Genomic DNA, 13,107 nt, shown 5'->3' with positions numbered 1-13,107 from the left:
GACTGCTCGATGCCAGAAGGCGACGGCTCCAGGTCGGAGTTACCGATGCCTAGTTTCAGGGCGGGTGCTGAGGTCCGGATTTGGCACACCGAGGCTGGCCGGTTTGGGTCGCGTCCGGTCATGTCCGCTTCAAGGTGCCGGTTGAAATGGCCGGTTTCGGGCGTGCTGATCGGGCCGTGTCGGCCGGAAAGCGCCGGGATCTCTCACGTTCGGTCGATGTCCGCTGTTGCGGCGCGAACGCGATGACCGCATTTGGCGCGATCCGGACGTCCCGCCGCTCCGTCAGAGGGGGCGCTCCTCACCCTTCGCGGACCGGCCGCCCCGCCGTGCCCGCTCACACGCCCGGCGATGGTGACGGCCCGGCCAGCGCCGCCAGCTTCTCCCGCACCCCCTGCAGGATCTCGTCCGACAGCGCCGGGTCGCTGACGCCGCGGGCGATGGCCACGGCGCCGGCCAGGGCGGTGACGGTCAGAAGCGCGTCGGCGCGGGTGGCCGCCGGGTTCGTCTCCCGCAGCAGGGCCAGGAACCCGTCCAGGCTGGCCTCGATGTGCCGGGTGAAGGCCTCGCGCGGCTTGCCCTGCAGCCGCCCCGTTTCGCTGGCCAGGGCCGCCACGGCGCAGCCCGTCCCCGGCGCGTCGCGATGCTGCGGGCTCAGATAGTCGGCGACGATGGCGCCGTAGCCGGCCCCCGTCTCCCGCGCCGCGGCGACGGTCGCCCGGCTCTGGGCCAGGGCCTCGTCCAGCGCCTCGGCCACCAGATCGTCGCGCGACCCGAAATGGCGGTAGAAGCCGCCATGGGTCAGCCCCGCCTCCTGCATCAGCCCGGCGACGCTCAGGCCGTCGACCCCGGCCTCGCGGAAGCGGCCGGCGGCGATGCGCACGATGCGGTCGTGGCTGGCCGCCTTGTCCCGCCGTGAATGGCCCATGGCGAATTCCTCCCCGGCCGTGCATTGACAATCAGGATGACGCTTATCATCTTCCCGATTGAGATGACGAGCATCATCTCAAACATGGGCTCGGCCGGCCATCGTCGCCAGCCCGGATCGTCGTCAGGTGTCAATCGTCGCCCGGGCGGGCGCAGGAGAGCGAGATGAGGGTGCAGGACAAGGTTGCGCTGATCACCGGCGGCAATGCCGGCATCGGCCTGGCGACGGCCCGGCTGTTCGTGGCCGAGGGCGCGAAGGTGGCGATCACCGGCCGCAACCGCGAGACGCTGGACGCCGCGGCCCGTGAGCTGGGCGACGCCGTGCTGGCGCTGCAGGCCGACGCCGCCGACGCCGCGGCGATGGAGCGGGCGGCGGCGCAGGCGGTGGAGCGCTTCGGCAAGCTCGACATCGTCTTCGCCAATGCCGGCATCGGCGGCGTCACGCCGCTGGGCCAGACCGCGCTGGAGCAGTTCGAGCAGATCCTCCGTGTCAACCTGACCGGCGTGTTCTTCACGGTGCAGGCGGCGCTGCCGCATCTGAACGACGGCGCCTCGATCATCCTCACCAGCTCGGTGCACAGCGCGCTCGGCGCGGCCGGCTGGTCGGCCTATGCCGCCAGCAAGGGCGGCATCCGGTCGATGGGCAAGGTGCTGGCGTCGGAGCTGGCGCCGCGCGGCATCCGGGTGAACGTGGTCTCGCCGGGCGCGACCGACACCGACATCTGGTCCGCCGTGGCGCCGACGCCGGAGGGCCGCGCAGCGCTGGTGCAGCGCATCAGCCGCGGCATCCCGGCCGGCCGCTTCGGCCAGGCCGAGGAGATCGCGAAAACGGTGCTGTTTCTGGCCTCGGACGACTCCAGCTACGTCCAGGGCGTCGACCTCTTCGTCGACGGCGGCGCCACCGGGTCGCCGTCGGGGGCGCCGATTTACAGAGGATAAGGCTCCGGCGACCAGCGCAGCAGGGGTCAAATGTGTTCGCGTGGCCTCTTCCGCAGGCGAGACCTTTCCATAACACCTGCCTCCTCACCGTCATTGCGAGGAGGCGAAGCCGACGAATCCATCCAGGGGCCGGTTCGCACTGGCTCCTGGATTGCTTCGCTTCGCTCGCAATGACGGTGTTGGGAATTCTGAAAGGGTCCCGCCTGCTGGAGAGGCAACCCTAGGTGCGGCCTCTGCGGCGCGAGACCGCCTAGGGCAGGAACGCCACCATGTTCGGGCTGCCGATCGGCAGGTAGCGGCCGGTGAAGGCCAGGCGGCCGGATTCGGCGTCGACCCGGAACAGGGTGACGTTGTCGCTGCGCCGGTTGCAGGCGAACAGGAAGCGGCCGGTCGGGTCCAGCGCCACATGGTTCGGGTAGTCGCCGCGGGTCCATTCCGCGTCCAGCCAGCGCAGCGTGCCGCCCGGCTCGATGGCGAAGATGGCGATGCTGTTGTGCAGTCGGTTGCCGGAATAGAGGAAACGGCCGTCGCGGCTGACCGCCAGCGCCGAGGCGAAGCTGGAGCCGGCGAAGCCCGGCGGCAGCGACCCCACCTGCTGGCGGAAGGCGGCGCGGCCGGTTGCCGGGTCCCAGTCATGCACCGCCAGCTGCGATGCCTCCTCATAGGTGGTGTAGAGCACGCGGCCGTTCGGGTGCAGCGCCAGGTGCCGCGGCCCGGCGCCGGCCGAGGCGGTGGGGAAGAAGGGCGGGTCGGCCGGGCGCAGCACGCCGGCGGCCTCGTCCAGGGTCCAGACATGGATCCGGTCCTGGCCCAGATCGGTGCTCAGCACGAAGCGGCCGGCGGTCTCGATGATATGGGCATGCGGCCCGTCGTGGCCGCTGATGGCGAAGCTGCCGGGCGGCCCGGCCTCGGCCCGGTCGGCGCCGACCGGCCCGGCCGGCGCCCGGATGTCGGTGGCGGCGCCCAGCGACCCGTCCGCCGCGATCGGCAGCACCGCCAGGCGGCCGTCGCCGTAATTCGCCACCAGCAGGTGCCGGCCGCCGGGATGGACGCTGGCATGGCACGGAATCGTGCCGCCGGAGCCGACGGTGTTCAGCGCCGTCAGCGCGCCGCTGCCCCGGTCGGCCCGATAGGCGGTGCAGGCGCCCTGGGCCGCGCCCCCGAAGTCGTCGATCTCGTTGACGGCATAGGCGTGCCGCCCGTCCGGGGCGAAGGCCAGCCAGGACGGGCTGGGCCCGGCGACGCTCGACAGCGCCTCCAGCCGGCCCGATTCCGGCTCCAGCCGGCACAGGGTGATGCCCTCGCCGTTGCCGGATGCGCCGGTGTAGCTGCAGACATGGAACAGCATCGCCTCGCCTCCCTTTTTGTCGGTTGGTCCACCCGATAGCATCCGTGTCGTGCATTGTCAGCGCCGCCGCGCGCGGCTATCACCCGCCATCCGCCGCCTGAACCCGGAGGTCTCCGATGGCCGACACCCCGCCCGACCGCCTGTCGGTCAACCCGAACAGCCCGCATTTCGACGAGGCCGCGCTGCGCCGCGGCGTCGGCATCCGCTTCAACGGCGCCGAGCGCACCAATGTCGAGGAGTACTGCGTCAGCGAGGGCTGGGTCCTGCTGTCGATGGGCAAGGCGCTGGACCGCCGCGGCAACCCGCTGACGGTGAAGAAGACCGGCACGGTCGAGCCGTATTTCCGGGACGACGCTCCCGAAGCCTGACGCCGCACGGCCGGAACACCGGCCGCCCGCCGGGCATTGACTCCTGCGTGATCCCGGGAGGTGGCGGATGGACCGATCGCCGACATCGCCGAAGCTGGCGCTGGCCGCCGTGCTGGGCACGGTGGTCTATCTCGGCCTGGCCGTGCTCGGCTGGGGCGGGGTCGCCGCCTTCTTCGCCCATCCGGCCCGCATCGCCCTGGTCGTGGTCACCGTGGTGCTGACCGTCGCGAGCCTGTTCACCGGCGGCAATCTCAGCGGCGGCGAGCGCGAGGACCGCGGCAACCGCTGGGTGCTGGCGGCCTTCACCGGGCTCGGGCTGCTCGCCGCCTATGTCCCGGCCTGGACCGACCGGATGGAGGTCTGGACGCTGGACGGCGACACCGTCCGCTGGCTCGGCGTCGCCCTGTTCGTCGTGGGCGGGGCGGCGCGGCTCTGGCCGGTCTTCGTGCTCGGCCGGCGGTTCAGCGGGCTGGTGGCGATCCAGCCCGGGCACCGGCTGGTCACCGGCGGCATCTACGGCGTGATCCGCCACCCCAGCTATCTCGGGCTGATGATCGGCGCGCTGGGCTGGGCGCTGGCCTTCCGCTCCGTCCCCGGCGTGGTGCTGGCGCTGCTCAACCTGGTGCCGCTGGTCGCCCGCATCCGGTCCGAGGAACGGCTGCTGGCCGACCAGTTCGGCGCGGAGTACGAGGCCTATCGCGCCCGGACGTGGCGGCTGGTGCCGGGGGTGTACTGAGCCTCACAAGGACTGCAGGATCACCCGGGCGCGGTCGAACCGCCGTGCCTGCAGGTCCTCGCGTCGGATCCAGACATAGAGCATCCCGGAATCGCCCCATGTCATGCCGCTCCGGTGGTCGCTATCGATCTGCATCAGCAGGATCCAGTCCTCGGCCTTCCTGCCTGGCTGCGGCCCGAGCTGGATCTGGTCGGGATGGCCGCCGGCCTGATGGGCACGCCAGTCGATCCGGCCGAGAAGAGCGTCGTAACGATCCGAGTACCACTCAACCAAAGAAGCGCGATCGGGGTCCGAACGGTCCGACGGGAACGCTTCTTCCTCCGGCACCGGCGAGACCGCGGCCCGGCCGTGGCCGCGGAGAGGGCGGAAGCTGCTCACCGCATCCGAGGGCGGCACGATGCGCGAAAGCGTCGAGGCGTCGGCCGTGTCGTGCAACACCACCCATCCGGCTGAGTCCTCCGGATTGACGCCCTCGGGCTGCTGCTCGACATCGTAGAAGAACACCAGTCGCCCGGCGACGGGGATGTCGGGGTCGAGCGGCTGAACGGTCTGTATTCCGGCCAAGTCGAGCTGAGCGACGAAAGTCAGCGGCCGGGCCTCAGCGACGGGCGCGATCGCGTCCAGGAGATATCTCGCCTGTGCCTCGACCTTGTCGCTGGACCACGCGTAGGGCGAATTCCTGGCCAGCGCGGCCTCGTTGGTGGCCCGGATATTCTCGAGGGTCGCGCGGGTCTCGGCGATCCGATCCGCGGCGTCCGGGTAGGGCGGCCGGACCGGCCACGCCGTCCCGGCGGGCAGATCCGGGCGACCGCCGATCCTGGTGGCACCGAGCGGGATGGTCTCGTCCTCTGCGAGCACGATTGCCTCCAGGCGTACACAGGGCTTGGCCCTGGCCGCCAGCGCCGCCGCGCGAGCCGCCGAGACACGGGCGGCGCGCAAAGACGCCTCGATCTGCTCCTTGCTCGTGAACATGGCAGAGCCCCTCCGATGCCATGTCCGAAGAGTGGACCGCTTCGGCCTTGCAGAGAAGAGGCGCCCGCCTCAGGCCGCGGCCTTCGCCGCCCCTGCGATCAGGCGGCCCAGCCGGCCGATGCCCTCCTCGATCGCCTCGGCGCCGGCCAGGGAGAAGGACAGGCGCAGCGTGTTGCCGAGGGTGCCGTCGGCATGGAAGGCGCGGCCGGGGACGAAGGCGACGCCCTGGTCGACCGCCCGGGCCAGCAGCGCGGCGCCGTCCAGCCCTTCGGGCAGGGTGACCCAGATGAACATGCCGCCCTGCGGCCGGGTCCAGCTGACCCCCGCCGGCATGTGGCGCTCGAGCGCCGCCAGCATGCGGTCGCGCCGGTCGCGATAGGCGGCGCGGATCTTCGCCACCTGGGCCGGATAGGCGTGCTCGGCGGCGTGGTGCATCACCATCTGGTTGATCGTCGGGGTGTGCAGGTCGGCCGCCTGCTTGGTCAGCACCAGCTTCTGCACCACGCCCCGCGCGGCGCAGATCCAGCCGATGCGCAGCCCCGGCGCCAGGGTTTTCGAGAAGCTGCCGCAATGGATCACCCGGCTGCGGTCGATATCGCCCTTGGCCGCCACGTCCAGCGCCAGCAGCGGCGGCACGTCCTCGCCGTCATAGCGCAGCGCCTGATAGGCCGAATCCTCGACCAGCGGGATGTCCAGCTCGTCCGCCAGCGCCAGGGCCCGCTCGCGCGCCGCCAGGCTCAGCGTCTCGCCCGAGGGGTTGGCGAAATCGGGCGTCAGATAGGCCAGCCGCACCCGGCTGCCGGCGGCCTCGGCCGCCGTACGATACATCTCGGGCGTGGCGTTGCCGTGCTCCGGCTCCAGCCGGTCGTAGCGCGGCTCATAGGGGTTGAAGGCCTGCAGCGCGCCGAGATAGGTCGGCCAGCCCACCAGCGCCGTGTCGCCCGGCGACAGGAACAGCTTGCCGAGATAGTCCAGCCCCTGCTGCGAGCCGGAGGTGATGACGATGTTGTCGGGCCCGCAGGGCACGCCGATCGACCCCATGTGCCGGGCGATCCACTGCCGCAGCGGGGCATAGCCCTCGCTGACCGAATACTGCAGCGCGGTGTCGCCGGCGGCCAGCGCGGCCTCGTAGCCGGCGCGGATGGTCTCGGCCGGGAACAGCGCCGGGTCGGGGATGCCGCCGGCGAAGGAAATGACGCCGGGCCGGTCCAGGAGCTTCAGGAGCTCGCGGATCTCGGAGGCGCGCATGCGGCCGGCGCGGGCGGCGTAATGGGTCTCGCCGATGGTCATCGGTCTGGTCCTTGGTCTTCCTGGGCGCGGCGTCTGTCCGGCGCCGTTCCCCGACCGAACCATGGCAGGCCGATTTATGTCAATGAGACTGACCTATATCATGCCAGAGTTGCGCCGGGTGCGGATCTGGGGACATTTTATTTCGATCCGCATCCGGGAGCGGAGAGTGGCTTCAGCACGCCTTGCGCAGGGCGAAGGACGGCGCGGGGGCGGGCACCGAGGAGCGGCGCGGGGCGGCCGGCTTCGTCGGCTCGAGGATCGGGCGCCCGGCCTCCTCCTCGGCGGCGGCGAAGGCCTCCAGCTCCGCCGCCACCGAGGGCGGCAGGTGGCTGAAGCGCCCGCCCAGCTTGATCTGCATCAGATGGGCGACCAGCGGGAATCCGGTCATGAGGGACATGACGGCCTCCATTGAATCGATTTTTTGAATCGATTCATAATCGCTGCGACCATGCCGGCCGTCAAGGAGTTTTTGAATCGGTTCAAGATCGGCGCTACGCTCTCGCCCCATGCCCGAGGACGCCTCGCCCGACAAGCCCGACGCCCCGAAGCCCAAGGCCCGGCTGCGCGACATCGCCACCGCGGCGGGGGTGGCGCAGGGCACCGTCTCCAACGTCTTCAACCACCCAGAGCGGGTCAGCGAGGCGATCCGCGCCAAGGTCATGGAGGCGGCCGGGGCGCTGGGCTATCAGGGCCCCGACCCGCTGGCCCGGATGCTGCGCACCGGCCAGATCGGCACGGTCGCGGTGATGATCCCGGAGGGGCTGGGCTACGCCTTCGGCGACCCGGCGGCGCTGGCGCTGATCCAGGGCGTCGCCGCGGTGTGCGACGAGACCGGCCGCGGCATCTCGGTCTATGCCGCCGCGGATGTCGAGGCGGCGCGCAAGGCCCTCGGCTCGGCCGCGGTCGACGGCTTCATCATGTACTGCATGGAGGAGGAGCCGGGCGTTCTCGACATCATCCGCAGCCGTGGCCTGCCGGTGGTGACGGTCGACCAGCCGCTGGTCGCGGGCTGCCGCACCGTCACCGTGGCCGACCGCAGCGGCGCGGCGGCGGCGGCGCGGCATCTGCTCGGCCTCGGCCACCGCCGGATCGGCGTGCTGTCGATGGAGCTGATGCCGGATGAGCGGGAGGGCGCGGTGTCGGCCCGGCGCATCCGCGACTCGATCTACGACGCCTGCCAGCAGCGGCTCTACGGCTATCTCGAGGTGCTGGAAGAGGCCGGTATCCCGGCCGGGCGGGTGGCGATCGAAGAATGCCTGTTCGAGGCGGCGTCGATCGACCGCAGCATGCCCCGGCTGATGCGGCGCCAGCCGGGCATGACCGCGATCCTCGCCACCTGCGACCGCCTGGCGCTGTGGGCCATGGACTGGCTGGCGCGCCAGGGCCTGTCGGTGCCGGACGACATCTCGGTGATCGGCTTCGACGACATCGCCATGGCCGCGGCCGTGCAGCCGCCGCTGACCACGATCCGCCAGCCGCTGGTCGAGAAGGGGCGGGCGGCGGCGGAGCTGCTGATCGACCCGCGCGGCCGCGACGAGATCCATTTCGGCACCGAGCTGGTGCTGCGCGGCTCGACCGGCCCGGCGCCGGGCTGACCGGACCGTCCAGGCCGCGACCGGAACGAATCCCGCCGGGGCGGGTTTCTCTCGCCGCCCGCGCTCCGTCGCCGGACGCGGGATCCCGGAGCGTGGAGATGCGTGTCGTGAAGCAATTTCTTCTCGCCGCGGCCGCTGTGCCGCTGCTGGCCGTGCCCGCCTTCGCCGGCTGCAACGAGGATTTCATGGCGCAGACCAAGGCCATCCCGCCGCTGCAATCCGCCCGGCTGTCCAGCCTGGCGGCGCCGCAGGCGGAGAAATGCGCCGCGCACAAGAAGTTGGTCGACGCCTATGTCAAGCTGGGCGACATCTACAAGACCTGCCAAGCTGAGCTGCGGCTGCAAGAGTCCGACCTGCAGGACCACCAGCAGATCGTCACCGACGAGCAGCAGAGCTACGCCCAGGACTGCGGCGTTTAGAGACCGTCTGTAAACGCTACTGGCGCGGCCGTCTGACGGCGGACTCGAAGCTTCCGGTGCTCACGCACCAAACGTGCGCTGCGCTCCGGTTCTCGACGCCGCCGCCAGCCGACTCGCGCCAGTGCATTTCCAAACGGTCGCTGGCCGAGCCGAAGCCCTCCACGGGAACGGTGCTTTGCGTCGCCTCTTTCGTGTTTGGCTGGATCTTTCGAACGGCCTTCCCCTCGCCGTCATTGCTTCGCTGCGCTCGCAGTGACGGTGTTTGAAATCCGAAAGCCCGTTTGCGAGAGAGGCAGGCGTCAGCCCCTAAGCCCCGACCAGGGCCGGCAGCGCCGCCAGCGTCGCGACCACGCGGTCGGGCGCGCCCGGCAGCCGCTCCGGTCGCTGTCCGGCGCGGTTGCACCAGACCACCTGCATGCCGAAGGCCGAGGCGCCATAGGCGTCCCAGCCGTTCGAGGACTGGAAGGAAATCGCCCGCGCCGGCAGCCCCAGCGTGTCGAGCGCCAGCTGGTAGACGCGCGCATCCGGCTTGTAGACCCCGGCCTGCTCCACCGACAGCAGCGCGTCGAACTGCCCCTGCAGCCCGGCGCCGGCCACCAGCGCCTCGAGCATCCGCGGCGTGCCGTTGGACAGGATCGCCGTCCTCAGCCCGGCGGCGCGCAGCCGGCGCAGCACCTCCGGCACCTCGGGATAGGATTCCAGCGTCAGGTACAGCTCCATCAGCCGTTCGCGCAGGCCGGGCCGGTCGATCCCGAGCGTCTCCAGCGCGAAGTCCAGCGCGTCGCCGGTCACCTGCCAGAAATCGGCGTGGCGGCCCTGCACCGCCCGCAGCCAGGTGTAGGCCAGCTGCTTCTCGCGCCACAGCGCCGCCAGCGGGCCAGCCTGGTCGCCGACCTCATCGGCGCAGCGCCGGGCGGCCGAGGCGGTGTCGAACAGCGTGCCATAGGCGTCGAAGACGCAGGCCTTCACCCCGGTCAGCGGCCCGGTACCCATGGTCAGTCTCCCTGCTCGCCGCCCTCGGCGGGCGCGGCCGGCCGCTGCTCCGCCCAGGTCAGGATCGCGTCCAGGGCCGGGCACAGCGCCTGGCCCCAATCGGTCAGCGCGTATTCCACCTTGGGCGGCACCTGGTGGTGGACGATGCGGCGGACGATGCCGTCGGCCTCCATCTGCCGCAGCTGCTGGATCAGCATCTTCTGCGAGATCGCCGGGATCGCCCGCTCCAGCTCCGAGAAGCGCAGCAGCTTGCCGCCGAACAGGTGGAACAGGATCACCAGCTTCCACCGGCCCTCCAGCACCTTCAGCGCCTGCTCCACCCCCGCGGCGGCGGAGCCCGGGGTGTAGGCCGGTCTCTTACCTTCCGGTGAGTACCTTACTTTTTCGTGCGTACTTGCCATTGCGAAACCCTATTCCCATCCTCGGCGTCCCGCAACCGATCCCGAGGAACCGCCATGACGCTCACGCCGCCCGACCCGATCGCCCGTCCTGAATTCCCGGCCGATCCGCGCGAGCTCGCGGGCCGGCGCGCCCTGGTGACCAGCGGCAGCCGCGGCATCGGCGCGGCGGTGGCGGCGCGGCTGCGCCGGGCCGGGGCCAGCGTCCTGGCCGTGGCCCGCAGCCGGCCGGCCGGTCTCGACGAGGCCGAGCCCTTCGTGGCGGCCGATCTGACCGGGCCGGAGGGCTGCGCCGCCGTGGCGGAGGCCGTGCGGGACCGGCTCGGCGGCGCCGATATCCTGGTCCATGTCCTCGGCGGCTCGAAGGCCCCGGCCGGCGGCTTCGCGGCGCTGGATGACGGCGAATGGCGGCGCGCGCTGGACCTGAACCTGATGCCGGCGGTGCGGCTGGACCGGGCGCTGCTGCCGGGCATGCTGGAGCGCGGCGCCGGGGTGGTCATCCATGTCGGTTCGATCCAGAGCCGGCTGCCGCTGCCGGAGGCGACGACCGCCTATGCCGCGGCCAAGGCGGCGCTGTCGACCTACAGCAAGGCGCTGGCGAAGGAGGTCGGGCCAAAGGGCGTGCGCGTCGTCCGCGTGGCGCCGGGCTGGGTGCAGACCGAGGCCGCCACCGCGCTGGTCGAGAGGCTGGCGGCCCGCGACGGCACCGACGTCGAGGCCGCCCGGCAGGCCCTGATGGCATCGCTCGGCGGCATCCCGATCGGCCGCCCGGCCTGGCCGGAGGAGGTGGCGGAGCTGGTGGCCTTCCTGGCCTCCGACCGCGCTGCCGCGATCCATGGCAGCGAGCATGTGATCGACGGCGGCACGATGCCGGTGGCGTAGCGGGCAGGAGCTGGAGGCCGGGTTCTTCGCATTGCCTCTCCCGCCGGACCTTTTCAGAACTGGCTATTCCCCGCCGTCATTGCGAGGAGGCGAAGCCGACGAAGCAATCCAGGGGCCGGTGCGCATCGGCCCCTGGATTGCTTCGCTACGCTCGCAATGACGGTTCTGGGAGTTCTGAAGAGGGCTCGCAAAATGCCAACGACACGCCTGCGGCCGGCTCCTGCCGCCCCGCCGCCTCACACCGCGTTGGTCAGGGGCCTTCCGGCGAAGAAATTGTCCAGCGCGTCGATCGTCATCCGGCACATCTCGCGATGCGCGGCCTCGGTCATGCTGGCGATGTGCGGCGCCAGCACCACGTTCTCCAGCCGCTTCAGCGCCTCCGGCACCTGCGGCTCGTGCTCGAACACGTCGAGGCCGGCGCCGGCGATGGTGCCGGCCTCCAGCGCCGCGATCAGCGCCGGCTCGTCCAGCACCTCGCCGCGGGCGATGTTGATCACGTGGCCCTGCGGCCCCAGCGCTTCCAGCACCGCGCGGTCGACGATGCCGCGGGTGCTGGCGTCGGAGCGGCAGGAGACGACCAGGATGTCCGCCCATTCCGCCAGCGCCGCCAGGCTGTCGTGATAGGCCCAGGGCACGCCCGGCTTCGGCCGGCGGTTGTGGTAGCCGACCTCCATGTCGAAGGCGGCGGCCCGCCGCGCGATCTTCTCGCCGATCGAGCCGAGGCCGAGGATACCGACCCGGCGCCCGGCCAGGCCGGTCGAGATCAGCGACGGCGGCGCAGCGGGCCGCGTCCACTGCCCGGCGCGGACGAAGCGGTCACCCTCGCCCAGCCGGCGCACGCTGGCCAGCAGCAGGGTCAGCGCCATGTCGGCAACACAGGCGGCGTTGGCGCCGGTGTTGCTGGTGACGGCGATGCCGCGCGCCTTCGCCGCCGCCACGTCGATCCGCTCATAGCCCGAGCCGTAGCAGCTGATGATGCCCAGGTTGGGCAGCCGGTCGATCAGCGCGCGGTCGATGCCGATCACGCCGATGGTGACCACGCCACGGATGCGGTCGGCCTCGGGCAGCGGGCCGGCCTCGGCGCTCGCGCGCGAATGCTCGATCAGCTCATAGCGCTCGCGCATCGGGCGCAGCGAGGCCTCCGGCATGCCGGGGTGCAGGTGCAGGACGGTTTCGGGCACGGGCGGGGTTCCATCGCCGGAATCGGGCGCCGGGGATCCGGCGGGTTCCGTCCTAGCACGGGATTCGGCGGCGGGCGAGGAGCCAAGGGTTGCGTTCCGGGGCGCGGCGGGGCAGCGTGGGGCATCCCGTCGGAGGTTCCACGATGCTGGCCCGACTGCTCTTCCTGGTGCTGATCATGATCGCGACTCCCGCCGCAGCCCGCCCGCTCGACTGGTCCGCTTTGCCGCTGCCGAAGTTGGAGGGCGGCGCCTTCGCTCCCGACGCCTTCGCCGGCAAGGTGGTGCTGGTGGTGAACACCGCCTCCTTCTGCGGCTTCACCAAGCAGTATTCGGGCCTGGAGGCGCTGTGGGCCCGGCACCGCGACGGCGGCTTCGTGCTGCTCGGCGTGCCGTCGAACGATTTTGGGGCGCAGGAGCCGGGCTCGTCCGGCGAGATCAAGGAATTCTGCGAGACCACCTTCGGCATCGACTTCCCGATGCTGGCCAAGCAGGCGGTGGTCGGCGCCGACGCCCATCCGCTGTACCGCTGGGCGGCGCAGCAGGATGCGGCGGCCGTGCCGAAATGGAACTTCCACAAGCTGCTGATCGGCCGCGACGGCACCCTGCTGGCCAGCTTCCCCAGCGCGGCGGAGCCGACCGGCCCGGAGGTCACGGAAGCGGTTGACGCGGCGCTGGCGCGCTGACTGCCCGGGCCGGAAGCCGATAGGGAGCGTTTTCGCGTTGCCTCTCCCGCAAGCGAGACCTTTTTCAGAATTCCCAGAATCGTCATTGCGAGCGCAGCGAAGCAATCCAGGGGCCGGTGCGCACCGGCCCCTGGATTGCTTCGTCGGCTTCGCCTCCTCGCAATGACGGTGAGGGAAAGGAACCGTCTGTCCGGCTTCGGCGGGTGTTGACCCGGCTCTAGAGCGGGATGAATTTATCTGAGGTCATAACCGGCCTGGGCGAAGAAGTTGCGGCACTGTGGCGGGGTGACAGTGTCGAGGATGGAGGCGATGGCGTCGCAGATAGCGTCGGGGTTGCGTCGAGCGGCCTTGCGCAGGAGGTGCTTCGCAGGAGGTGCTT

General features: G+C 71.2%; 15 protein-coding genes. 7 read left to right on the top strand and 8 right to left on the bottom strand.

Annotation, left to right across the window (positions count from 1 at the left end):
• Positions 1 to 334: 334 nt before the first annotated feature.
• Positions 335 to 925: a TetR/AcrR family transcriptional regulator gene (locus BWR60_RS17475; RefSeq protein WP_088152307.1), complete on the bottom strand. Its 591-nt coding sequence runs from the start codon at positions 923 to 925 to the stop codon at positions 335 to 337.
• A gap of 164 nt (positions 926 to 1,089) precedes the next feature.
• On the opposite strand from BWR60_RS17475, the gene BWR60_RS17470 reads away from it, so the two are divergent.
• Positions 1,090 to 1,863 (top strand): SDR family NAD(P)-dependent oxidoreductase, encoded by a 774-nt coding sequence (locus BWR60_RS17470; protein ID WP_088152306.1) that lies wholly within the window; start codon positions 1,090 to 1,092, stop codon positions 1,861 to 1,863.
• Between the two features lie 250 nt (positions 1,864 to 2,113).
• On the opposite strand, the gene BWR60_RS17465 is transcribed toward BWR60_RS17470, so the two are convergent.
• On the bottom strand, positions 2,114 to 3,211 hold the full coding sequence (locus BWR60_RS17465; RefSeq protein WP_179221816.1) for a lactonase family protein: 1,098 nt from the start codon (positions 3,209 to 3,211) through the stop codon (positions 2,114 to 2,116).
• 116 nt (positions 3,212 to 3,327) lie between these two features.
• Between BWR60_RS17465 and BWR60_RS17460 the strand changes: the two genes are divergently transcribed.
• Both BWR60_RS17460 and BWR60_RS17455 read left to right on the top strand, forming a co-directional pair.
• Positions 3,328 to 3,579 carry a DUF3297 family protein gene (locus BWR60_RS17460; RefSeq protein WP_088152304.1) on the top strand — a complete coding sequence of 84 codons (252 nt, stop codon included), beginning with the start codon at positions 3,328 to 3,330 and terminating at the stop codon, positions 3,577 to 3,579.
• 67 nt (positions 3,580 to 3,646) lie between these two features.
• On the top strand, positions 3,647 to 4,315 hold the full coding sequence (locus tag BWR60_RS17455; protein WP_088152303.1) for a methyltransferase family protein: 669 nt from the start codon (positions 3,647 to 3,649) through the stop codon (positions 4,313 to 4,315).
• 3 nt (positions 4,316 to 4,318) lie between these two features.
• On the opposite strand, the gene BWR60_RS17450 is transcribed toward BWR60_RS17455, so the two are convergent.
• The 3 genes from BWR60_RS17450 to BWR60_RS17440 form a co-directional block, all read right to left on the bottom strand.
• Complete coding sequence (locus BWR60_RS17450) at positions 4,319 to 5,287, bottom strand: YwqG family protein (RefSeq protein ID WP_088152302.1); 969 nt, start codon at positions 5,285 to 5,287, stop codon at positions 4,319 to 4,321.
• A 69-nt stretch (positions 5,288 to 5,356) separates the two neighbouring features.
• The gene (locus BWR60_RS17445) at positions 5,357 to 6,577 is read right to left on the bottom strand and encodes a PLP-dependent aminotransferase family protein (RefSeq protein WP_088152301.1); all 1,221 of its coding nucleotides are present in this window, start codon (positions 6,575 to 6,577) and stop codon (positions 5,357 to 5,359) included.
• Positions 6,578 to 6,749: 172 nt separating this feature from the next.
• Positions 6,750 to 6,974: a hypothetical protein gene (locus BWR60_RS17440; RefSeq protein WP_144445652.1), complete on the bottom strand. Its 225-nt coding sequence runs from the start codon at positions 6,972 to 6,974 to the stop codon at positions 6,750 to 6,752.
• A 109-nt stretch (positions 6,975 to 7,083) separates the two neighbouring features.
• Here BWR60_RS17440 and BWR60_RS17435 point away from each other — a divergent pair, with 109 nt between their 5' ends.
• On the top strand, positions 7,084 to 8,172 hold the full coding sequence (locus tag BWR60_RS17435) for a LacI family DNA-binding transcriptional regulator (RefSeq protein ID WP_088152299.1): 1,089 nt from the start codon (positions 7,084 to 7,086) through the stop codon (positions 8,170 to 8,172).
• Positions 8,173 to 8,279: 107 nt separating this feature from the next.
• Positions 8,280 to 8,591, top strand: a complete 312-nt coding sequence (locus BWR60_RS17430) for a hypothetical protein (protein ID WP_144445651.1) — start codon at positions 8,280 to 8,282, stop codon at positions 8,589 to 8,591.
• 306 nt (positions 8,592 to 8,897) lie between these two features.
• Here BWR60_RS17430 and BWR60_RS17425 read toward each other — a convergent pair whose 3' ends face one another.
• The gene (locus tag BWR60_RS17425) at positions 8,898 to 9,584 is read right to left on the bottom strand and encodes a haloacid dehalogenase type II (RefSeq protein WP_088152297.1); all 687 of its coding nucleotides are present in this window, start codon (positions 9,582 to 9,584) and stop codon (positions 8,898 to 8,900) included.
• Between the two features lie 2 nt (positions 9,585 to 9,586).
• Positions 9,587 to 9,904, bottom strand: a complete 318-nt coding sequence (locus BWR60_RS17420) for a winged helix-turn-helix transcriptional regulator (RefSeq protein WP_230983086.1) — start codon at positions 9,902 to 9,904, stop codon at positions 9,587 to 9,589.
• A gap of 135 nt (positions 9,905 to 10,039) precedes the next feature.
• On the opposite strand from BWR60_RS17420, the gene BWR60_RS17415 reads away from it, so the two are divergent.
• Complete coding sequence (locus tag BWR60_RS17415) at positions 10,040 to 10,864, top strand: SDR family oxidoreductase (RefSeq protein WP_088152295.1); 825 nt, start codon at positions 10,040 to 10,042, stop codon at positions 10,862 to 10,864.
• Positions 10,865 to 11,100: 236 nt separating this feature from the next.
• Here BWR60_RS17415 and BWR60_RS17410 read toward each other — a convergent pair whose 3' ends face one another.
• The gene (locus tag BWR60_RS17410) at positions 11,101 to 12,045 is read right to left on the bottom strand and encodes a 2-hydroxyacid dehydrogenase (protein ID WP_088152294.1); all 945 of its coding nucleotides are present in this window, start codon (positions 12,043 to 12,045) and stop codon (positions 11,101 to 11,103) included.
• Positions 12,046 to 12,188: 143 nt separating this feature from the next.
• Here BWR60_RS17410 and BWR60_RS17405 point away from each other — a divergent pair, with 143 nt between their 5' ends.
• A complete protein-coding gene (locus BWR60_RS17405; protein ID WP_088152293.1) occupies positions 12,189 to 12,728 on the top strand; it encodes a glutathione peroxidase in 540 nt (179 codons plus the stop codon).
• Positions 12,729 to 13,107: the final 379 nt, after the last annotated feature.

Origin of the sequence: Inquilinus limosus (genome assembly GCF_002195995.1) — a bacterium.
GTDB lineage: Bacteria > Pseudomonadota > Alphaproteobacteria > DSM-16000 > Inquilinaceae > Inquilinus > Inquilinus limosus_C.
This window is presented reverse-complemented; position numbering and strand designations above follow the sequence as displayed.

Bases quoted from the DNA above. Each gene is read 5' to 3' on its own strand.
- BWR60_RS17460 (WP_088152304.1), top strand. From the start codon at position 3,328: ATGGCCGACACCCCGCCCGACCGCCTGTCGGTCAACCCGAACAGCCCG.
- BWR60_RS17455 (WP_088152303.1), top strand. From the start codon at position 3,647: ATGGACCGATCGCCGACATCGCCGAAGCTGGCGCTGGCCGCCGTGCTG.
- BWR60_RS17450 (WP_088152302.1), bottom strand. From the start codon at position 5,287: ATGTTCACGAGCAAGGAGCAGATCGAGGCGTCTTTGCGCGCCGCCCGT.
- BWR60_RS17470 (WP_088152306.1), top strand. From the start codon at position 1,090: ATGAGGGTGCAGGACAAGGTTGCGCTGATCACCGGCGGCAATGCCGGC.
- BWR60_RS17445 (WP_088152301.1), bottom strand. From the start codon at position 6,577: ATGACCATCGGCGAGACCCATTACGCCGCCCGCGCCGGCCGCATGCGC.
- BWR60_RS17405 (WP_088152293.1), top strand. From the start codon at position 12,189: ATGCTGGCCCGACTGCTCTTCCTGGTGCTGATCATGATCGCGACTCCC.
- BWR60_RS17435 (WP_088152299.1), top strand. From the start codon at position 7,084: ATGCCCGAGGACGCCTCGCCCGACAAGCCCGACGCCCCGAAGCCCAAG.
- BWR60_RS17415 (WP_088152295.1), top strand. From the start codon at position 10,040: ATGACGCTCACGCCGCCCGACCCGATCGCCCGTCCTGAATTCCCGGCC.
- BWR60_RS17440 (WP_144445652.1), bottom strand. From the start codon at position 6,974: ATGTCCCTCATGACCGGATTCCCGCTGGTCGCCCATCTGATGCAGATC.
- BWR60_RS17475 (WP_088152307.1), bottom strand. From the start codon at position 925: ATGGGCCATTCACGGCGGGACAAGGCGGCCAGCCACGACCGCATCGTG.
- BWR60_RS17425 (WP_088152297.1), bottom strand. From the start codon at position 9,584: ATGGGTACCGGGCCGCTGACCGGGGTGAAGGCCTGCGTCTTCGACGCC.
- BWR60_RS17465 (WP_179221816.1), bottom strand. From the start codon at position 3,211: ATGCTGTTCCATGTCTGCAGCTACACCGGCGCATCCGGCAACGGCGAG.